Consider the following 20,507-nt stretch of genomic DNA (forward strand, 5'->3'; position numbering starts at 1 on the left):
TTCGAGGCTCGCTGAGCTAGCGCAAACCGGCGCCTGCTCAGGGACCAGCCCAGGCAGGCCGCGCGCACGGGTTGCGCCGTGCGGCCGGCGCCCCTACACTCGGCCGCTTCGCCCCGTGGGGCGGGCATGGGCGGCCGGGCGCCGGCACTTGGGATATCTGGCCCCAATAGCCGGTAGGCGTTCTCGCCTCGGATCTCCTTAAATAGACACAATAAGAGACGCACCATGCAACTTGGCAGTATTGCCCGGGGCCTCGCCCCCGATCTCGACGCGATCGCCGGCGTGGGCCAGCGCTGATGGGCTGGCCTGGAACCATTGTCTTGGGACTCGCCGTCGGCTTGGCCGGATGGTGGCTGCATCCGCTGCGCCGCGCGAGCCGCGCCGGTCTCATCCTCGCTTGGGTCGCGGGCATCTTGGCTGCCGCGGCCGCCAAGATGCTGGGCGACATCTCGGGTCTTTTCCATGACGGCGAGACGCTCCAATGGCCGGTATGCACCGGGTTTGCGCTCGTTGCCGTGGCTATGACGGTGGCGCTCAAGTCTCGCCGATGAACTCAGGTATTTTTTGATGAACGATCGTCTCTCACATGATGCCCCGCCGGGCGAACCCGATGCCCCGAGCGCTGACCGGCTGGCCCGGTTGCGCGAGGCGATGGCGGCGGCGGGGCTTGCCGCCTATATCGTGCCTTCCTCCGACCCGCACCTGTCCGAGTACCTGCCCGAACGCTGGCAAGCGCGTCAATGGCTGTCGGGCTTCACGGGTTCCGCGGGGACGCTCGTCGTGACCACCGATTTCGCCGGCGTTTGGGCCGATAGCCGGTACTGGGTCCAGGCGCAGACGCAACTAGCGGGAACCGGCGTCGAACTCGTGAAGCTCCTGGGCGGCGCGCAAGGGCAGGCCCACGTCGAGTGGCTGGCCCAACGGCTCGACGCGGGCGCGCGCGTCGGCGTGGACGGCGCCGTGCTCGGTCTGACGGCCGCGCGTACGCTGCGGGACGCGCTGGAGGCGCGAGGCGTCACGCTCGTGACCGGCTTGGATCTGCTCGATTCGGTCTGGACCGACCGTCCGGCGCTGCCTGCGGGTCCTGTCTACGAGCACGCGCCGGAGCACGCCTGTGCCTCGCGATCGGAGAAGCTCGCCCTAGTGCGGGCGGCGATGCGCGAATGCGGCGCCCAGTGGCATTGGATTTCGACGCTCGACGACGTGGCTTGGCTCACGAACTTGCGCGGCGCCGACGTCAGCTTCAATCCGGTGTTCGTCGCCCATGTGCTCGTCGGATTGCACGATGCGACGCTGTTTGTCGGGGCGGGCAAGGTTTCCGCCGAAATCGGCGACGCCCTGGGGCGGGACGGCATCCGGATCGCGCCGTACGAGCAAGCTCGCGCGGCATTGGCGGCGCTGCCCGAAGGCGCGACGCTGTTGCTCGATCCGCGGCGCGTGACCCTCGGATCGCGGGAGGCCGTGCCCGCAACGGTGGCTGTCGTCGAGGCCGTGAACCCTTCGACGTTTGCGAAATCGCGCAAGACCGAGGCGCAGGCGGCGCACGTGCGGCGCACCATGGAAGAGGACGGCGCGGCGCTTGCCGAATTCTTCGCTTGGTTCGAAAGCGCGCTCGGCCGCGAGACGATCACCGAACTGACGATCGATGAGCGGCTCACGGCCGAGCGCGCTCGCCGCCCCGGGTTTATTTCGCCGAGCTTCGCCACGATCGCGGGTTTCAACGCGAACGGCGCGATGCCGCACTACCGCGCGACGCCGGCCGAGCACGCGAGGATCGAAGGCAACGGTTTGCTCCTCATCGATTCCGGCGGTCAATATGTGACGGGCACGACGGACATCACGCGCGTCGTTCCGGTCGGCACGGTCAGCGAGGCGCAGCGGCGCGATTTCACGATCGTACTGAAGAGCATGATCGCGCTATCGCGGGCGCGCTTCCCGCGCGGCATTCGCAGCCCGGCGCTCGATGCGATCGCGCGTGCGCCGATGTGGGAGGCCGGGTTCGACTACGGTCACGGCACGGGGCACGGCGTCGGCTATTTCCTCAATGTTCACGAGGGCCCGCAGGTGATTGCCCACTATGCGCAGCCCGAACCGCATACGGCCATGGAAGCGGGCATGATTACGTCTGTCGAGCCGGGCGTGTACCGGACCGGCCGATGGGGCGTGCGCATCGAGAACCTCGTGCTGAGCCGCGCCGACGGAGAAACCGAATTCGGCGCCTTCCTCGCGTTCGAAACCCTGACGCTATGTCCGATCGATACGCGCTGCGTGACGGTGTCGCTTTTGCGCGACGATGAACGCGAATGGCTCAACGCTTATCACGAAATGGTCCGCACGCGAGTCTCGCCGCTGGTCGGCGCCGGTGCGAAGGCGTGGCTGGATGCACGCACACAACCGATCTAAAGCCAAAACAACAAGGAGCTTTGCATGAAACCGAGGGTCGTCGTCTTCGATTTCGGCGGGGTGCTCATCGATTGGAACCCCGACTACCTGTATCGCAAGCTGATTCCCGATGCGGACGAGCGCCGCCGCTTTCTCACCGAAGTGTGCACGATGGACTGGGTGATGCGGCAAGACGGCGGGCATTCGATCGCCTCGGGTACCGAGGAACTGATCGAGCTGTTTCCGCACGAGGCCGAGCGGATCCGCGCCTTTTACGACCGGTGGCAAGAAATGATCGCCGGCGTGTTCGACGATAGCGTCGCGCTCGTCGATAAGCTGGAGGCCGCCGGGGTGCCGCTGTTCGGGCTCACGAATTGGTCGGACGAAACCTTTCCCTATGCGTGGGAGCGCTACGATGTCTTGCGCCGGTTTCGCGACGTGGTCGTGTCGGGCCGGGTGAAGCTGGTCAAACCCGATCCGCGGATTTACGCCGAAGCGTTTTCCCGCATCGACCGTCAACTGCCCGGCGTCGCACCGGCCGAGATCGTCTTTATCGACGACAACCTCAAGAACGCGCATGCCGCGGCGGCGGCCGGCTGGCATGCGATTCACCACACGAGCGCCGCGGCGACCGAAGCGAGGCTGCGGGAATTGGGCTTCGCCTTCGGCGAGTAAGCGGCGCCGGCCCCTTTGGCGGGCGCCGGCGCCGATCGATCAGCGCGTGATCGGCTTATAGCGCAGGCGCTTGGGCTTGGCGCCTTCTTCGCCGAGGCGCTTGCGCTTGTCGGCTTCGTACTCCTGGTAGTTGCCGTCGAAGAAGACGACTTGCGAATCGCCTTCGAACGCCAGAATATGCGTGGCGATCCGATCGAGGAACCAGCGATCGTGCGAGATCACCATCACCGAGCCCGCGAATTCGAGCAGCGCGTCTTCGAGCGCGCGCAACGTTTCGACGTCGAGGTCGTTCGACGGCTCATCGAGTAGCAGCACGTTGCCGCCCGCGATCAGCGTCTTGGCCAGATGCAAGCGGCCGCGTTCCCCACCCGACAGGTTTCCGACGTTCTTTTGCTGGTCGGCGCCCTTGAAGTTGAAGCGGCCGATGTAGGCGCGCGACGGCGTTTCGTACTTGCCGACCGTAAGCACGTCGGCGCCGCCCGAGATTTCCTCGAAGACGGTCTTCGAGCCGTCGAGGGCGTCGCGGCTTTGATCGACGTAAGCGAGCTTGACCGTCGGCCCCATCTCGATCGTGCCCGAATCGGGCGTTTCGCGGCCCGTGAGCATGCGGAACAACGTCGATTTACCGGCGCCGTTCGGGCCGATGATGCCGACGATCGCGCCGGCCGGCACCTTGAAGCTCAGATTGTCGATCAACAGCCGGTCGCCGTATGCCTTGCTGACGTTCTTGAACTCGATGACTTCGTTGCCGAGGCGATCGCCCACCGGAATGAAGATTTCCTGCGTCTCGTTGCGCTTTTGGTAGTCCTGGCTCGACAGCTCCTCGAAGCGGGCGATCCGTGCCTTCGATTTCGCCTGGCGCCCCTTCGGGTTTTGGCGGACCCACTCCAATTCCTTCTTGATCGCCTTCTGGCGCGCCGACTCGGCCGCTTCTTCTTGCTTCAGGCGGTCTTCCTTCTGGTCGAGCCAACTGCTGTAGTTGCCCTTCCAGGGGATGCCGTGGCCGCGGTCGAGTTCGAGGATCCATTCGGCCGCGTTATCGAGGAAGTAGCGATCGTGCGTGACGGCTACCACGGTGCCCGGGAAGCGCGTGAGGAACTGTTCGAGCCACTCGACCGATTCGGCGTCGAGGTGGTTGGTCGGCTCGTCGAGCAGCAGCATGTCCGGTTTTTCGAGCAGCAGCTTGCACAGCGCCACGCGGCGTTTTTCACCGCCCGAGAGGTGTCCGACCTTCGCATCCCAGGCCGGCAGGCGCAGCGCATCGGCCGCCACTTCGAGTTGCTGCTCGGGGCTGCCGCCGTCGCTGGCCGCGAGGATAGCTTCGTACTTCGCCTGCTCGGAGGCGAGCGCGTCGAAATCGGCATCGGGTTCCGCGTAGGCCGCGTAAATCTCGTCGAGCTTCTTTTGCGCTTGGAACACGTCGCCGAGGCCTTCCTCGACGGCCTCGCGCACGGTTTTTTCCGGATCGAGCTGCGGTTCTTGCGGCAAATAGCCGATGTTCAGATTCGGCATCGGCGTCGCTTCGCCTTCGATGTCGCGATCGACGCCGGCCATGATGCGAATGAGCGTCGACTTGCCCGAGCCGTTGAGGCCGAGCACGCCGATCTTTGCGCCGGGGAAGAAAGACAGCGAAATGTCTTTCAGGATCTGACGCTTGGGCGGCACGATTTTGCCGACCCGGTTCATGGTGAAGACGTATTGGGCCATGTGCTTGAATGAACGAAACGAGCCGCCGCCTTCGCGGAACGGGGCGGCGTGCGGGTGAATGGAGGTGAAACGCGGACGCTGGTCACCGCTTGCAACGCGTCATTTTATCAACCGGGCCGGCCGTGCGTCCCGGCCCCGTCCATGAAGAGCGCAACCATTTGCGTGAACTCCTCGCGCAGCGCGAGCGTCGGCTGCAAGAGCCAGCGCATCAACGTTCCGAGATATAGATGGTGAAACCAACTCGTCAGTTGAGCCGCGGAGAAGCGTTCGCTGATTTCGCCGGCCGCTTGCGCCTCGGCGATCAACGTATGCCATAGCCGTGCGATATCGCCGCGGTCGGGGTCGGTCCGCGGCGGCGTGGGCAGCGGCGCTTCGCCGAGCGACAGGAACCGATGCCGCAGATACGCGGCAAGGTGAGCCGGATGTCTCCCGCACCAGTCGGCCGACGCATCGAGTTCGGCCGACACGCGCGAGACGAAGCCGTGCCGCCGTTGCAACTCGGGCGCGAGTCGGTCGAGATCGCGCTTCAGTTCCGCCTCGAGCCAATGCGCGAGCAGGGCTTCTTTCGTCGGAAAGTGGTTATAGAGCGTGCGTTTGGCCACGTCGGCCTCGAGCGCGATTTGTTCCATCGTGACGCTGCCGTAAGGCTGAGTCTCGAATAGGCGTCCGGCGACCCCGACCAGATGGGCCACCATTTGTAAGCGCTTGCGCTCCCGGCGTCCCATGTCCTCGACAGTTGTCATGCGTGATATTCTCTGAAAAAATGCACGACGTGCATTAATATACATCGTATTCTTTTGAGCTTGGGCACGGTCCGCGACGAGTGGCCGGCGACAAACTATGAAATTTACCGTAGCTACGTATGGGACAGAAGGCGATACTCGGCCGCTGGCCGCACTTTGCCGGGCGCTGATCGACGCGGGCCATGAGGCGCGCCTGCTCGCGGATCGCGCGACGCTGCACTCGGCTCAGGCGCTGCATGTGCCATGCGCGCCGCTTTCCGGTGACATCAAGCAAGCCTTGCTGCCTGGAGAGAGCTTGGGGGCGCTCATCAAGAAGCGGAGCGGGGCGCAGGCGACGGCGAACGCGCTGGCGGCGATCGCGAACGCCAATACGGCCGCGTGGATGCGGGAAGTGAAGGAGGCCGCCGAGGACAGCGATGCCGTGATCATGTCCGCCCTCGCTTCGTTCGTGGGTTTATCGGTTGCCGAGCACTTGAGGATTCCCGCGATCGGTGTGTCGATGATCCCGATCACCCCGACGCAGGAATTCGCTTCTCCGTTCTTGCGGCCCGGTGCGGTGCCGGGTTTTATGAACCGGATGAGTCACACCTTCGTCAACGGCATGATCTGGCGCGCGTTTCGCCGGGCCACCAATGCCGCGCGCGTGGATGTTTGTTCACTGGCTCCGCGCCGCCGGAACTGGACCGACCATCCAATTTTGTATGGCGTCTCGCGGACCTTATTGCCGCAGCCGGCTGATTGGCCCGCGCAAGCGATCGTTTGCGGACAATGGACGTCGCCTTTGCCGACCGACGCTCAATGGTCGCCACCCGAGTCGCTTTCGGCGTTTTTGCAGGCCGGCGAGCCGCCGATTTACGTTGGCTTCGGCAGTATGGCCGGGTTCGATCAGGCGCGACTGCTGCCCGCGTTGATCGAGGCGATCGGTGGGCGGCGTACCGTGTTCTATCCGGGGTGGAGCGGTATCGATGCGTCGCGGTTGCCGTCGAACTTTTGTGTCGTCGGGGAAACGCCGCACGCATGGTTGTTTCCGCGGGTGGCGCTCGTGGTGCATCACGGCGGATCGGGTACGACGCATTCCGCGACCCGCGCGGGCAAGCCTTCGGTTGTCGTGCCGTTTGCGGGCGATCAATGCTTTTGGGCCGACCGGCTGCATCGGCTCGGCGTTGCGGCGCCGGCGGTGGACGGCAATGCGCCTAGCGCGCGGTCGTTTGCCCGGGCCATCGAATTCGGCTTGCTGAGCGAGACGCAAAGGTGTGCGCGGCAACTGGGCGACGCAATGCGGCAAGAAGATGGGACGCGGGCGGCCGTTGAGGCAATCGAGCGATTAGCCGAGGCCGGGCAAGAATTGAGGAATGTGGGGATTTGCCCGGTCAATGCGCATGCCTAGGGGCGAGGCTTTCGCGCGTGTGGTTGTCTATTCGTCGTCCGGCGAAAGCGGAGCCTCGAGGTCGATTTCGACATCTTTGGTGATAGCCCGTACGCGTTGTGCGAACTCGGGCGTAACCGGGCGAACCGCCTCCGGGTGCAATTCGATGTCCCGTGCGAGGAAGGCGAGGAACGGATCCAAGGCCGTATCGTTATCCCACTCGGCTGCGCAGCTCATTGTGAACCGTCCCCATCGATGAAATGAAAAGCGAGCGGCCGTGCCGCTCGCGCTGTCGTCACACGTTAAACAAGAAGTTCATGACATCGCCGTCGTGCACGACGTATTCCTTGCCTTCGGCGCGCATCTTGCCGGCTTCCTTCGCGCCTTGCTCACCCTTGTACGCCACGAAGTCGTCGAATGCGATCGTCTGCGCGCGAATGAAGCCGCGTTCGAAATCGGTGTGAATCACCCCGGCCGCTTGCGGAGCCGTATCGCCGATATGAATCGTCCACGCGCGCACTTCCTTCACGCCTGCCGTGAAGTAAGTCTGTAGACCGAGCAGCTTGAAACCCGCGCGGATCACGCGGTTCAGGCCCGGCTCGTCCATGCCCATATCGGCCAAGAACACTTCCTTGTCCTCGTCGGCCAGATCGGCGATCTCTGCCTCGATCGCGGCGCACACCGCGACGACCGGCGACTTCTCCGCTTCCGCGTGCTTGCGCACGGCGTCCAGATGCGGGTTGTTCTCGAAACCGTCTTCTTTCACGTTGGCGACGTACATCGTCGGCTTCGCGGTGATCAGGCAGAACGGCTTGAGCAGCGCCGTTTCATCGTCGGTGAGATCGAGCGCGCGAATCGGCTTCGCGGCGTCCAATTGCGCGCGCGCTTTTTCGAGCACGGCGGCGAGCTTCACCGCTTCCTTGTCGTTGCCCGACTTGGCGGCTTTCGCGTAACGCGCCAGCGATTTCTCGACGGTCGCCAGATCGGCGAGCGCGAGCTCGGTGTTGATGACTTCGATGTCGGACAGCGGATCGACCTTGCCCGCGACGTGAATCACGTTTTCGTCCTCGAAGCAGCGCACGACGTGCGTAATCGCATCGGTTTCGCGGATGTTCGCGAGGAACTGGTTGCCGAGGCCCTCGCCTTTACTCGCACCCGCGACGAGACCGGCGATGTCGACGAACTCGACGACGGCCGGCACGATCCGCTCGGGCTTGACGATTTCGGCCAGCGCCTTGAGCCGCGCATCGGGCACCTCGACGACGCCGACGTTCGGCTCGATCGTGCAGAACGGATAGTTCTCGGCGGCGATGCCGGCCTTGGTCAGCGCGTTGAACAGGGTGGACTTGCCGACGTTGGGCAAGCCGACGATGCCGCATTTGAGGCTCATGAAAGACCTTGTATATCGACGGTTTGCGGCGAGTCGTCAGGTAGGTATCCGGGCGTAACCGGATAGCGACGGCCGCAAGGTGAATTCGGGGGCGGGACAAACGGTGCCGAGCAGCGCGTTCGAGCTGCGATCTTGTGTCCGTTTGGCCGGCGGAAACCGCAATTGTAACGCGTTCGAACCGTGGGATCGGGCAGGGGCGGTTCTAGGTCCCTATCCACTTGGACAGTGCATATTACGGTCTGATCTGTTTACACCGGCTTCGGGACGTACTACCTTGCGGTGGTGCCAACACCTCACCTACCTATCACACGCTTGGCCGGGCTAACCGCCGTCAACTTCTTCAGAATCGGCTATCAGTTGGTCGTAGCTGCTTGGGCGGCTGTCCAGATTACCGGCCGCGCCGACGCCGCCCCCATGCTTTTGCTGATTGCAACCGTCGCTAGCATGGTCCTTGCGCCGATCCTAGGCGCCATGGTCGATATCGTCGCGAGAAAGAAGACGATGCTTCTTTCCGGCCATCTCGGTATCGCTCTTGCCGGGGCGACACCGCTTTTCGCCGAGAAGATGCTGGCCGGCCGCGCAACGTTCGTCGGCATCGCCGCTACCGTGGTCCTGGCTAACGTCTTCAGCGTCGTTTCGGGCGGCGCAATGGACTACTTCCTGAAGGCGCACCTGCCTCAGCCCGAGCGAACGCGCCAACTTGCGACACTGAATTCGACCGCGCAGATTGCTCTAATTGTGGGAACAGGGTTTGGCGGCTTGGTGATCTCTCGAGCCGTCTCAAGCCACGCCTTCCTCGTCGTTTCGCTATGCGGGGCAGTATTGGCCGGATGCAGCTATTGTCTGCTCCCCTCGTTGAACGTCATACGCGATGAAGCCCGATCGAGCTGGAAGCGCGGCGTGTTTTCCGCGGGACCGGCGCTTTATCTAGCGCATCGCCGCTTGTTTCTAATCGCAAGTTGCGCCGCCCTCGCGTTTTCGATCGGACAGGTCACGAATACTTTGCTGCCGGGGTTGGTCAGTGTTTATTTGCATGGCACGAGCGTCAATTATTCGATGGTCGAAGGCGCTTGGTCGGTCGGGGCGCTTCTTACCGGTGTTTGGCTCGCGAGGTTCTCGACGCATGCATCAAGCTCGATCCACCGCGATTTCATGGTGATCGGCGCGATGGCGGTAGTCCTTGCCGCCATTCCGTTTTGTCCATCTTTCCCCGCACTGTTACTCATGCATTTCCTTCTCGGTGCGGGATTCGCCTTGGTGCGGATTAGAAGCGAGACGCGATTCTTATCCGAATGCCCGGCGCAATTGCTTGGCCGCTTCCGCGCCAACAGTTCACTCATGACGAGCAGCATCGGGTTGACAATCTTCGCCGCGCCAACGCTATGTCGCGGCGCCACCGCAGCCGGTCTTTACGTCGCAATGGCCGGCGCCATAGCCATCACGGTGATCGGATTGCTCTTAGCGACACGCCAATCGGTCGTCGTGGGCAGCCCCGCGGCAACCGGCTATTGCGCGAACAAGTCCGGCCCGAATACCTCGTAATGAATTCGCGCTTCGCGCACGCCCCTGCGTTTCAACACATCGTGTTGCATCGCCCATGGTGCATCGCATGAACGCGGGCGCAATGCCCGATGCTAAACTTGCCCGCATGCGCGCGCAGATGCACCGACAGACGTCCATCGATCATGGGGCCGGCATGCAAGGAACTGGCGAGGATTCTTCGACCACTCAAGCTAGCCCGCGTGGTTTGTCCTGGCGGCGACTCCGGTTCAATCCGCTGGCGCCGCCCGCGATCGTCGCGGGTGCGATGCTCATCGCCTCCTTTATGGTCACGCTCTGCGGCGTCGTGCTGTATCAGTCGCGCGCCGACGCTTTCGCGCGCGCGAGCGAGACCTCGCGGAACGTCGCGGTGATCGCCGAACGCGATATCGAACGAAACATCGAGCTTTATTCGCTCTCGCTGCAAGCGGCCATCGACGGATTCCACGATCCCGAGATCATGGCGCTGCCGCCTCGGCTGCGGCGCGAGACGTTGTTCGATCGCGCGGCGTCGGCCAGCTACCTCGGTGCGGTCCTGTTGATCGATGCGAGCGGGCGCGTCATGCTCGATTCGCTCTCCGATACGCCTCCGGCCCTGAACTTGGCGGACCGGCGCTACTTCACCATCCAGCGGGACCACCCGAACGCGGGACTCTACATCAGCGATCCGTACGCGTCCCGGCTGCGCGGCGGCTCGCCGAGCATCGCTTTGAGCCGCCGCGTTTCGGCTCCCGACGGTTCGTTCCAAGGCGTCGCGATGGTAGCGGTCCAACTCGCTTACTTTCACGACTTGTTCTCGGGTCTGCAACTCGGGCCGCAGGGCTCGGTGGCTTTGATCGGTGAAGACGGCGTCATGGTCATGCGCCAGCCGTTCGATCCGGCGATCATCGGGCGCAATATCAGCCATGCCAGCACGTTTCGCCGATTTCTGATGGCGCAAGAAGGCACGTTTTCCGATACGTCGGCCATCGATGGCGTGCGGCGCTTCTATTACTTCAAGCATCTGCGCCATCTGCCGCTCATCATCATGGTGGCGCAGGGCGAATCGGATATCTACGCGGCGTGGAAACGGCGCGCCCTCATCATCGGCTCGTTGATGGCGACGTTCGCGCTGGCCTTCGTCGCGTTGGCCGGCGTGTTGGCCGCGCAATTGCGCCGCCGGATGCGGGCCGAGAGCGAGTTGGCGCTGCTCGCGCGCACCGACGGCCTGACCGGACTGAACAATCGCCGCACGCTCGGCGAGGTCCTCGATGCGGAGTGGCGCCGGGCGCGGCGCACGCGCAACGTGTTTTCGTTGCTGTTCGTCGATGTCGATCGCTTCAAGGCGTACAACGACTTTTACGGCCATCAAGCCGGCGACGATGCGTTGGCGGCGGTTGCCAGGTGCATCGGCGAGAACATCCGCCGGCCGGCCGACAGCGCGGCGCGTTACGGCGGCGAGGAGTTTCTGATCGTGCTGCCGGATACGGCGCAGGAAGGCGCGCTCGCCATTGCGGAAAACATCCGAACCGCCATCAGCAATTTGGGCATCGAGCACGCGGCCAGCGAGTACGGGCGCGTGACGGCCAGTATCGGCGCGGCCGCTTGGACACCCGAAACGGATGACGACGTGGCCGAAATCATCCGCGCCGCCGATCGCGCGCTCTACGACGCGAAGGCGACCGGGCGCAACCGGGTGTCGCTGTGCGGCGCGGCACAGGCGCACGCTCCGGTAGCCGGGGTCCATGAGTAGATGGATCCATCGGGGGGATTGCCGCCGCGCGATAGCATCGGATGGCAGGAATTGATTTCAAGTTGTCTCGAAAGGCGATTTCGGCGCGCGGCGGCTTAGTCGACAATGACCGTCCGGCATCGGCCATCGGCCGCTACGTCGCCACACTCCGCCTGCGAAGGACAAAGAATGAACATCATCGAAAGCCGTGCATTCACGGCATCGCGCGCCTGGGGCGCGCGAGACATCGCCACCATGAACGGCATCTCGGTGCGCTTGCACTGGACCGACGCGCCCTACGAATGGCACGTCAATGACGGCGAGGAAGTCTTCGCCGTCATGGATGGACAAGTGCGCATGGATTGGCGCGAACAGGGCGACGTGCGGTCGGTCCTGTTGAACGCCGGCGACATCTTCTTCGCCTCGGCCGGCATGGAACATGTTGCGCATCCGGTCGGCGAAGCACGCATTCTGGTCATCGAGAAGCAGGGCAGCGTTTAATCGAAAGCGTCCACGCACCGAAGCGTTCGGTGCGTGGACGCGACGGTCGCAACGGTCACGCCAGTAGGCCGCCCCGACCCCGCCTCAGTGACCGCTCGCCACGCTCACGCCGGGCGGGGGCTTGATGCCGTAGGCTTCGAGCGTGCTAGTGAAGAACTGAATCGCATCGGTTTGGTCGCTCTTGTCCGTCGGCCATTTCTGCTCGAAATCCTTCAACTGCGTCGCCACCAAGTCGGCTTGGTGCGGCGTGAGCGTATTGAGCCAGGACACCATGTCCGAGTCGGACAAATGGGCATTCTTGAAATAGCCGGCCAAGAACGGCCCCGCGCTCGGTGCGTTCGTGCTGAACGAGAATGAGTGCTTCGCCAATTGCTCGGCGATATCGGAATGCACGCCCATCGCTTCGAGTAGTGCCTGATCGCTGCCATCGAACTTGTGCGAGTGCGATTCGGCGTTGCCGATCGTGTAGATGCCCGCGCCCACCAGCATCAACGCGGCGCCCACGCCGGTCCATCCGACGGCGCCCGCGCCCAAGCCGAGGAACGTCCCGTCCACGCCCAGCACGCCCGCATCGACGGCCGCGCCGGTCAGGAAGGCCGCATCGCCGAGCGCGCTGATCGTGTCGCCGGTGCCTCGAAGGTAGTTCGCCGCCGAACCGCCTTGCGTGTAGTAGTAGATGGCGTTCGCCGTATCGACGCCGAGATACAGTCCATCGACGGTGTCTTTGGCCATCGTGCCGAGCGCCCCGTTTAGCGCGGTCTTCATCGTGTCGTTCAGGCCCGAGGCCATCACCCGGTCTTGCTGCTGGGCAATGAGCTTTTGGAACGCGGTATTGCCCGAGTAAGGGCGCACGGTGTCGAGGTTGCTCGGCAGCACGGCGTTCAAGGACTGCGTCGCGCCGAAGAACAAATGCGGGCCCACGTAGCTGCCGTCTTGGATCAGGTTGCCGATGTTGTGCGGCTCGCCGGCGAACGCGTCCATCAGGAATTGGCCGTTCGCGAGGAATAGGCTTCCGCTCACGCCCTTGTTGAATCGCTCGGCGAGATTGACGACCCAACTCGCCGCCGCGGAGCCGTCGCTGGTGAACAACTTCGACTTGATCGCATCGGGGATCAGGTTGCTCTTGCTGAGGTTGCCGATCGTATTGGGATTCAGTTCGAGATAGGCCTTGCTCGCTTGATAGGCCGCATTGCGCGTCGAGCGCATGAGCCAGAGCATGTTGGTGGGCGGCGCGTTGCCCGAGGTCGGCGACGTGGCCGCGTTCGTCGTCGATTGCATCTGCGGCGAGCTGTCGAGCGCCGAGAGTATGCTTTTCGACGACGTATGCAGCGTCGGGTTCGTGTAGCGCCCGTTGCCCACGTTCACGTTGAAGCCTTCCACGCCGTTCAAGTCGGGCGAGAATGCCGCGATCGCCGTACGCATGCCGTCGAGGCTTTCTTGCTGCGCTAAGTCGGCGAGGCCGTCGTCGTTGAGCGTCTTCGCTTGCGTGGGGTTGTCCTGCAGCATCTTTTGCAGATACTTGCTTTGCTCGGCGGGCGAACTATTGCCCCCGAAGTCGTGGAAACCGTAGGCGAAGAACGCCGCGTCTTGATCGGTTTTGGTCGTGAGGTCCTTGCTGTGGGCCGAGAATTGGTCCATCCCGATACGGGTGCCGTCGATCGCCGCCGTTTGAACCTCCGGCCGATCGATCGCGCCGGCGCGCGCCGCGACAGCCAAACCGAGCGCGATGTTGCCGCTCGATGCCATGCCCGTGAAGAGCTTCGTCGCGAACGAGGGGTCCTCCATCAACTGAGGCTGCTGATTCAGCTTGTCGTACACTGAGATGACCGAGTCGGCGATCGATTTGACCGCCTGGGTCCCGGAGCCCACGGTCCCCGAGTCCGCCTCGACGCTGTGTTGGCACGCCGCGGCGAGGTCGCTCATCATCTGATGAGACGAGTCGTCCTGCCAGTTCGCTTGTTGCAAGCTTGCTTTGACGTCGGCCTGGATCGTCTTGTCCGACATGATCTGCGCGACTTGCCCCGGCAGCGCGGTGCTCGGATCGGTGATCTTGTTCAGCAGCGCCATGGCCGCGGCGCCGCCGTGCTGCTTGAAGGCGGCGTCCACCTGGTTGACCGGATCGGTCACGAGGACTTGCTGCTCCGCCTGTACGACCCCCGCGCGGACGGCTTGCGCGAACTTCGGATCTCCCCCCGCATACGTGGCATAAACGGTGCCGCGGGCCATCATGTCGCCGAGCGCTTTGGAGCCCGTGTCCTTGCCGGCAGTCGCCGCCACTTGCTGCGCCGTCAATTGCTGCACACTCGTCCAATCGCCTTTGGCCGCCGCTTGCTGGATCTTGCCGATCTGATCGGGCGTGCGTCCTTGCGCGTCGAGCCGCGCGCTATATAGGGCGACGGCCGTTCGCACGGCGCCTTGAAAGTCCTTGTCGTCGGGGGCGCGCGCCGAGATCGATTGCGCGAGCGCTTTCACGTCGGGCACGGCCTGCTGCATCCCGGCGTAATCGAGTTCGTCCTCGATGGTGCCGGCGAGCGTGATGGTCTTGTTCGTTTTGTCGTCGGCGTTGCCGGCGTGCTCGACATCGGATAGCTGCGTGCGCTCTTGCTCGAGGTAGTTCAGGCGTGTCGAGTCGAGGATCGTGACCTGCTGGCCGTTCGGGATCTTATAGACCGCATCTTGCGGGTTGGCCGGACGCGTGCCGAATGCCTTGCGGTCGAGGTAGGGCGTGGCGGCCAAATTTTGATCGAGCGTGCCCGGCAGTCCCGTGACGCCGTTCTGCTCGTAGATGCTCCATGCCGAGCCCGTCGAGGATTCCGGGCAGTGGATGGTATATGTCTTCAGGCCGAGTTCGGGCGAGCCGGGGGCAAACGTGACGGCCGGCGTGTTGACGCTCGGAATCGCCGAGGCCTGCTGGGCCCCGTTTTGGCCAACGATGTCCACCGGCAGCGCCGCCGTGTTCGAACTCCAGACCGGCACCGTCTGCGGCGGTTTGCCGCCGGACGCGCTCGGCGCCTCGAGCACGAGGTTGCCGTCGTCTTGCATGACGAGCGAGGCGCTTCCGTGGCCGCCCGTTTTCGTTTGCCAAACGATGTCGTTGCCGTTCATCACCTGCAGGTTGCCGCCGCTGTCCAGCCGCGCGGCCTGCGCGCCGCTGCCGGCGGTTTTAGAGGACCACAGCGAGTTGCCGTTCGCCACGTCGTAGAGCACGAGGTTGCCGTCCTTTTGCATCTCGAGCTCGTACTGGCCGTTGGCCGAGCGTATCGCTTCGCCGGCCTTCAATGTTTGACCGGCGGCCAGTTGCGCGGCGATGACTTGCGCGTCGGGGATCGACGGCTTGCTCGGGGCCGTGCTCGGCTGATCGGTCTTCTTCGGCGCGGGCGGTGCGTTCGTCGCGGACGGTGGTTGCGGGGCAGGCCCCGGCGAGGGGCTCGGCGGGGTTGGGCTCGGGTAGTCCACCGGAAAGACCATTGCGCCTCCGAATACGGTCTCGACTCCGCGCCACGGGTCGTTTGGGGGGCGGATCGAGCGAGGTTGACGGGAGTTTCGGATATATCGCATAACTATCCGCCATCGAACGCGTTCGTCGGCCTGCGCGTTTCGTAGTCGGCGCGGCGCGGCGGCGCGCGGGTGCGCGCTGGTCCTACGAGCCCAACCGGTCCCGAGACGGATTGTCGCAACGACGGCCCCAACGGCGCTTTCGCCGAGCGAGTCGGGTGGCCGGACGAGGCGGCGCGCGGCGGCGCACGGCTATAATTGCCGACCATGACCGCCCATCATCAGACGTTTCATATTGCCGTCGTCGGCGGCGGCCTCGTCGGCAAGAGCGCCGCGCTGGCGCTTGCGCAAGCGGGGCTGCGTGTCGCGCTGATCGCGCAACCCGCTGCGCCGCGCCCAGCCGACGTCCCGTTCGACGCCCGCATTTATGCGCTGTCCGCGAGCTCACAGGCGCTGCTCGAGCGCCTGCGCATCTGGCAAGCGCTCGATCACGACCGGCTCGCGCCCGTGTACGACATGCGCGTATTCGGCGACGCGCTCGCCGAATTGCATTTCTCGGCATTCCAATCGGCCGTGCCGCAGCTCGCCTGGATTGCCGAGTCGTCGCTGATCGAGCATGCGCTCGACGCCGCGCTGCGTTTTCAGCCGCAGGTCAGTTGGTTCGACACGCGCGCCCAGGGGCTCGACGTGAAGGCCGATGCGGCGAGCCTCGCGCTGGCGAACGGCCGGGTCGTCGAGGCCGATCTGATCGTCGGCGCGGATGGCGCGCATTCCTGGGTGCGCGCGCAGATCGGCGCGCAGGTAATGCGGCGCGATTACCGGCAAACGGGCGTCGTCGCTAATTTCAAGGCCGAGAAACCGCATGGCGAGACGGCCTATCAATGGTTCGTCGACGGCGAGATCGTCGCGCTCTTGCCGTTGCCCGACGCGCATGTGTCGTTAGTCTGGTCCGCGCAAACCGATCATGCGCGCGAGTTGCTCGCGCTGGCGCCCGCCGAACTCGAGGCGGCTGTCGAACGAATCACGCATGCCCGGCTCGGCGCGCTCGAATGCGTCGGGCCCGCTCACGGATTTCCGCTCGCGCGCCAATCGGTCGATCGTTTGATCGCACCGCGCGTCGCGCTCGTCGGGGATGCCGCGCACCTGATTCATCCGCTCGCCGGCCAGGGCATGAACCTCGGTCTGCGCGATGTCGCGGCGCTGGCCGACGTCATCGCCAAGAAGGAAGCGTTCCGCGATCTCGGCGATCCCGTGCTGCTACGCCGCTATGAGCGCGCACGGCGCGAGGACATCGGTGCTCTGACCCTTGCCACGGATGGCTTGCAGCGCTTGTTTTCCGTGCCGGGCTCGCTCGCGCGGTCGGTACGCAACGCGGGCATGTCCTTCGTCGGCGCGCAACCGTTCGTCAAGCGTTGGCTCGTCTCGGCCGCGCTCGGATAGTGAACGCTCCGCCGGCCGGCACCGCATGGCCGGACGCAGCGTGATCCAACCTCGAATATCATCGAGTGATCGATGCGCCCCGGCGCCCCAACCCAACGACACCCGTAAGGAATCCTCATGCCCCATGTCTTGCGTATCGCAGCCGGCGCGGCGCTTGCAGCCGCCGTGATGCTCGGCTGCACGGCCCATGCCGATCAGACGACCGACAAGCTCAAATCGACACTGCAAGCGCGTCTGCCCGAAATCCAAATCAAGAGCATCTCGAAATCGCCCATCGCGGGCCTCTACGAAGTCAATCTGGGCAACCAGATGATCTACTCGGATGCCGCCGGCGATTACGTGGTCGCCGGTGAACTCGTCGATACGAAAACCCGCGCGAATTTGAGCGAGGCGCGCTTGTCGGAATTGAACAAGGTCGACTTCGCGAGCCTGCCGCTCGATCGCGCGGTCAAGGTCGTGAAGGGCAACGGCAGCCGCCGCATCGCCGTGTTCTCCGATCCGAACTGTCCGTATTGCAAGCAGTTGGAGACGACGCTGAAGTCGATCGACAACATCACCGTCTACACATTCTTGTACCCGGTCCTGACGCCGGATTCGCTGACCAAGTCGAAGGCGATCTGGTGCTCGGGCGATCGCGCGAAGGCCTGGGAAGCCTGGATGATCAATCGCCAAGCGCCGGCCAGCGCGGCCGCCAATTGCGACACCTCGGTGCTCGATAAGAATCTCGCGCTCGGTCATGGGCTGAACGTGACCGGCACGCCGACGATTATCTTGTCGGACGGCCGCCGCTTGCCCGGCGCCGTATCGGCCGGCGAACTGAACGATGCGCTGACTAGCGCGCATTGAGCGCCGGGTGGCCGGCAATCCGGCGTCCCGGCAAAAAGGCTCCTACCCATTCCAACAACCCGCTCGAGATCACGCGCCACCCGATGAAGCCCATCCGCTACGCCATCGTTCCGAAGCATCCCGCCGCGCATCTATTCGAAGTCACGCTGACGCTGGCCGATCCGGATCCGGCCGGCCAGCGCTTTACGCTGCCCACCTGGATTCCCGGCAGCTATCTGGTGCGCGAGTTTGCGCGCAACATCGTGACGCTCGGCGCGTTCAACGAGGCGGGGCGCAAGGTGCGCATCGAGAAGACCGACAAACAGACCTGGCAGGCCGCTCCCGTCAAAGGCGGCGTGCTGACGCTGCGTTACGAGGTCTACGCGTGGGATCTGTCGGTCCGGACGGCGCATCTCGACGATACGACGGGTTTCTTCAACGGCACCAGCGTCTTTTTGCTGCCGGCCGGCAGGGAAGAGGCGCCTTGCATCGTCGATATCCAAAAGCCGGCGGGCGCCGCGTTCGCCGATTGGCGCGTGGCCACGGCGCTGCCCGAGGCGCGCGGCACCAAGCGTTACGGTTTCGGCGAGTACCGTGCGGACAACTATGACGAACTCGTCGACCACCCCGTTACGCTGGGGCGGTTCGCGCTAGCGACGTTCAAGGCGCATGGCGTGCCGCACGACGTCGTCATCGCCGGCCGAACGGTGTCCCTCGACATGGATCGTCTTGCCGCGGATTTAAAGCGCATTTGCGAAGCGCAGATCGCCTTGTTCGAGCCCCGTTCTAAAAAAGCGCCGGTCGAGCGCTACGTGTTCATGACGCAGGCTGTCAGCGATGGTTACGGTGGGCTCGAGCACCGCGCTTCGACGGCGCTCATCTGCAATCGCACCGATCTACCCGTGCTCGGGCGGCCGGAAATGACCGAAGGGTATCGGACCTATCTCGGCCTGTGCAGTCACGAGTACTTTCATACTTGGAACGTCAAGCGCATCAAGCCTGCGGCGTTCGCTCCGTACGACCTCTCGCGCGAGAACTACACGTCGCTGCTTTGGCTGTTCGAAGGGTTCACCTCGTATTACGACGACCTGATGCTCGTGCGCAGCGGCGCGATCACGGAAGCCGAGTACTACACGCTCGTCGGCAAGACCGTCGCCGGCGTGCTGCGCGGCAGCGGGCGCCTGAAGCAAAGCGTCGCGGAAAGCTCGTTCGACGCCTGGATCAAGTATTACCGCCAAGACGAGAATGCGCCGAATGCCATTGTCAGCTACTACCAGAAGGGCTCGCTCGTCGCGCTGGCTTTCGATCTGGCCATTCGCGCGCGCACCGATCACCGCAAGTCGCTCGACGATGTCATGCGTCTGCTGTGGCAGCGCTATGGACGCCAGTTCTACACCGGCAAAATGGCTGGCGTCGGCGAGGACGAAGTGGCGGCGTTGATCGCCGAGGCAACGGGCGTCGAGCTCGGTTCGCTGTTCGACGAGGCGGTCCACGGCACGCGCGACTTGCCGCTCGAGGCGCTGCTCGAGCCGTTCGGCGTCACGCTAGAACCGCAATGGGGCAATGGGAACGGCAACGCTAGGAGCGGGCAGGGCGCCGACGAAAAGCGTGGCGGCAAGCCCTCGCTAGGCGCGCGGGTGCGCGGCGGTGCCGAATGCGTGCTGGCCGCCGTGCACGACGGCAGCGCGGCGCAAAAGGCGGGACTGTCGGCCGGCGACGTGTTGATTGCCGTCGACGGACTGCGCGTGACGGGATCGAACCTCGATACCCTGCTCGGGCGCTATTTGCCGGGTGCGATCGTCGAGATTCATGCTTTCCGGCGCGACGAGCTGCGCACGGCCCGGGTCAAGCTCGATGGGCCCGAGGTGACGCGTTACAAGCTCGTGGCCGCCGAAGACAAGCGCGGTGCGCCGGCACGGCGCGCGCGGGAACGTTGGCTGCACGGCTAACGGCTCCCGCTCGGGGATAGAACGGACCGATCGTTCTATCCCTGCAACAATCCGTCCTTTTTACCCTACTTTTTCCGCGTCGGCCCAATCGCGACAATGGCTTCACTCGCGCACGACTGCGCAACCCACTTGGAGCCCGACATGACGACGATCCTTCAACTGAATTCCGCCGCGCGTTCGCAGGGCGCGAACTCGACGCTGCTGGCCAACGAACTGGCCGCGAATCTGCAACGAAAGAACCCGGGCGCCAAGCTGGTGCTGCGCGACCTGTTGGCCGACGCGCTGCCCCACCTCGACGACGCCGTCCTCGGCGCGTTCTTTACCCCGGCCGAGCAACGTTCGCCCGAACAAGCGGCGATCGTCGCGCGCAGCGACGCGCTGATCGCGGAATTGCAGTCGGCCGACGTCATCATCATCGGCGCTCCGATGTACAACTTCGGGATCTCGTCGCAACTGAAGACGTATTTCGACTGGATCGCGCGCGCGGGCGTGACGTTCCGCTACACGGCGACCGGCCCCGAAGGGCTCGTGAAGGGCAAGAAGGCTTACATCGTGTCGGCGCGCGGCGGCAAGTACGCCGGCACGCCGAACGACAGCCAAACGCCGCACATCAAGGCGTTCCTGGGCCTGATCGGTATTACCGACGTCGAATTCATCTACGCCGAAGGGCTGAACCTCGGACCGGATGCGGCCAATGCCGCGCTGTCCCTGGCGCGCGAAGCGATCGAAGCCGCCGCGGTCTAAAGTTCGAGCCGGGCGGCCTGCCCGTGCTCGAGACGGCGTA

The 20,507-nt window shown here is 64.3% G+C and carries 15 protein-coding genes and 1 pseudogene; 11 read left to right on the forward strand and 5 right to left on the reverse strand.

Features of this window, described 5'->3' with window-relative positions; all coding sequences use genetic code 11:
• Positions 1–320: 320 nt before the first annotated feature.
• The 3 genes from DXT59_RS02620 to DXT59_RS02630 are packed head-to-tail and all read left to right on the forward strand — an operon-like array spanning position 321 to position 3,057.
• Entirely contained in the window at positions 321–551 is a 231-nt protein-coding gene (locus tag DXT59_RS02620; protein ID WP_240324369.1) for a hypothetical protein, read from the forward strand.
• Between the two features lie 16 nt (positions 552–567).
• Positions 568–2,403 (forward strand): aminopeptidase P family protein, encoded by a 1,836-nt coding sequence (locus DXT59_RS02625; RefSeq protein WP_116135378.1) that lies wholly within the window; start codon positions 568–570, stop codon positions 2,401–2,403.
• Positions 2,404–2,427: 24 nt separating this feature from the next.
• Entirely contained in the window at positions 2,428–3,057 is a 630-nt protein-coding gene (locus DXT59_RS02630) for an HAD family hydrolase (RefSeq protein ID WP_116135379.1), read from the forward strand.
• 39 nt (positions 3,058–3,096) lie between these two features.
• Here DXT59_RS02630 and ettA read toward each other — a convergent pair whose 3' ends face one another.
• Together ettA and DXT59_RS02640 are read right to left on the reverse strand one after the other, a co-directional pair.
• Positions 3,097–4,764, reverse strand: a complete 1,668-nt coding sequence (ettA, locus tag DXT59_RS02635; protein ID WP_116135380.1) for an energy-dependent translational throttle protein EttA — start codon at positions 4,762–4,764, stop codon at positions 3,097–3,099.
• A gap of 107 nt (positions 4,765–4,871) precedes the next feature.
• The gene (locus tag DXT59_RS02640) at positions 4,872–5,507 is read right to left on the reverse strand and encodes a TetR/AcrR family transcriptional regulator (RefSeq protein ID WP_116135381.1); all 636 of its coding nucleotides are present in this window, start codon (positions 5,505–5,507) and stop codon (positions 4,872–4,874) included.
• 97 nt (positions 5,508–5,604) lie between these two features.
• On the opposite strand from DXT59_RS02640, the gene DXT59_RS02645 reads away from it, so the two are divergent.
• The gene (locus DXT59_RS02645) at positions 5,605–6,894 is read left to right on the forward strand and encodes a glycosyltransferase (RefSeq protein ID WP_116135382.1); all 1,290 of its coding nucleotides are present in this window, start codon (positions 5,605–5,607) and stop codon (positions 6,892–6,894) included.
• A 27-nt stretch (positions 6,895–6,921) separates the two neighbouring features.
• Here DXT59_RS02645 and DXT59_RS02650 read toward each other — a convergent pair.
• Positions 6,922–7,119, reverse strand: a pseudogene (locus DXT59_RS02650) (type II toxin-antitoxin system PrlF family antitoxin); the annotation flags it as partial.
• Positions 7,120–7,168: 49 nt separating this feature from the next.
• On the reverse strand, positions 7,169–8,263 hold the full coding sequence (gene ychF / locus DXT59_RS02655) for a redox-regulated ATPase YchF (RefSeq protein WP_116135384.1): 1,095 nt from the start codon (positions 8,261–8,263) through the stop codon (positions 7,169–7,171).
• A gap of 282 nt (positions 8,264–8,545) precedes the next feature.
• Here ychF and DXT59_RS02660 point away from each other — a divergent pair, with 282 nt between their 5' ends.
• From DXT59_RS02660 to DXT59_RS02670, 3 genes are all read left to right on the forward strand, one after another.
• On the forward strand, positions 8,546–9,805 hold the full coding sequence (locus tag DXT59_RS02660; protein WP_240324370.1) for an MFS transporter: 1,260 nt from the start codon (positions 8,546–8,548) through the stop codon (positions 9,803–9,805).
• A 265-nt stretch (positions 9,806–10,070) separates the two neighbouring features.
• Positions 10,071–11,534 carry a sensor domain-containing diguanylate cyclase gene (locus DXT59_RS02665; RefSeq protein WP_240324372.1) on the forward strand — a complete coding sequence of 488 codons (1,464 nt, stop codon included), beginning with the start codon at positions 10,071–10,073 and terminating at the stop codon, positions 11,532–11,534.
• Between the two features lie 168 nt (positions 11,535–11,702).
• Positions 11,703–12,014 (forward strand): cupin domain-containing protein, encoded by a 312-nt coding sequence (locus tag DXT59_RS02670; RefSeq protein WP_116135386.1) that lies wholly within the window; start codon positions 11,703–11,705, stop codon positions 12,012–12,014.
• A gap of 84 nt (positions 12,015–12,098) precedes the next feature.
• On the opposite strand, the gene DXT59_RS02675 is transcribed toward DXT59_RS02670, so the two are convergent.
• A complete protein-coding gene (locus DXT59_RS02675; protein WP_116135387.1) occupies positions 12,099–15,482 on the reverse strand; it encodes a hypothetical protein in 3,384 nt (1,127 codons plus the stop codon).
• A 294-nt stretch (positions 15,483–15,776) separates the two neighbouring features.
• On the opposite strand from DXT59_RS02675, the gene DXT59_RS02685 reads away from it, so the two are divergent.
• From DXT59_RS02685 to DXT59_RS02700, 4 genes are all read left to right on the forward strand, one after another.
• On the forward strand, positions 15,777–16,949 hold the full coding sequence (locus tag DXT59_RS02685) for a UbiH/UbiF family hydroxylase (protein WP_116135389.1): 1,173 nt from the start codon (positions 15,777–15,779) through the stop codon (positions 16,947–16,949).
• A 117-nt stretch (positions 16,950–17,066) separates the two neighbouring features.
• Positions 17,067–17,795, forward strand: a complete 729-nt coding sequence (locus tag DXT59_RS02690) for a DsbC family protein (protein WP_116135390.1) — start codon at positions 17,067–17,069, stop codon at positions 17,793–17,795.
• Between the two features lie 83 nt (positions 17,796–17,878).
• Positions 17,879–19,723, forward strand: coding sequence for a M61 family metallopeptidase (locus DXT59_RS02695; RefSeq protein ID WP_116135391.1), 1,845 nt, complete (start codon positions 17,879–17,881; stop codon positions 19,721–19,723).
• A 141-nt stretch (positions 19,724–19,864) separates the two neighbouring features.
• Entirely contained in the window at positions 19,865–20,467 is a 603-nt protein-coding gene (locus tag DXT59_RS02700; protein ID WP_116135392.1) for an FMN-dependent NADH-azoreductase, read from the forward strand.
• Positions 20,468–20,507: the final 40 nt, after the last annotated feature.

This window comes from Trinickia diaoshuihuensis, from assembly GCF_003390925.1.
GTDB classification, from domain to species: Bacteria; Pseudomonadota; Gammaproteobacteria; order Burkholderiales; family Burkholderiaceae; genus Trinickia; species Trinickia diaoshuihuensis.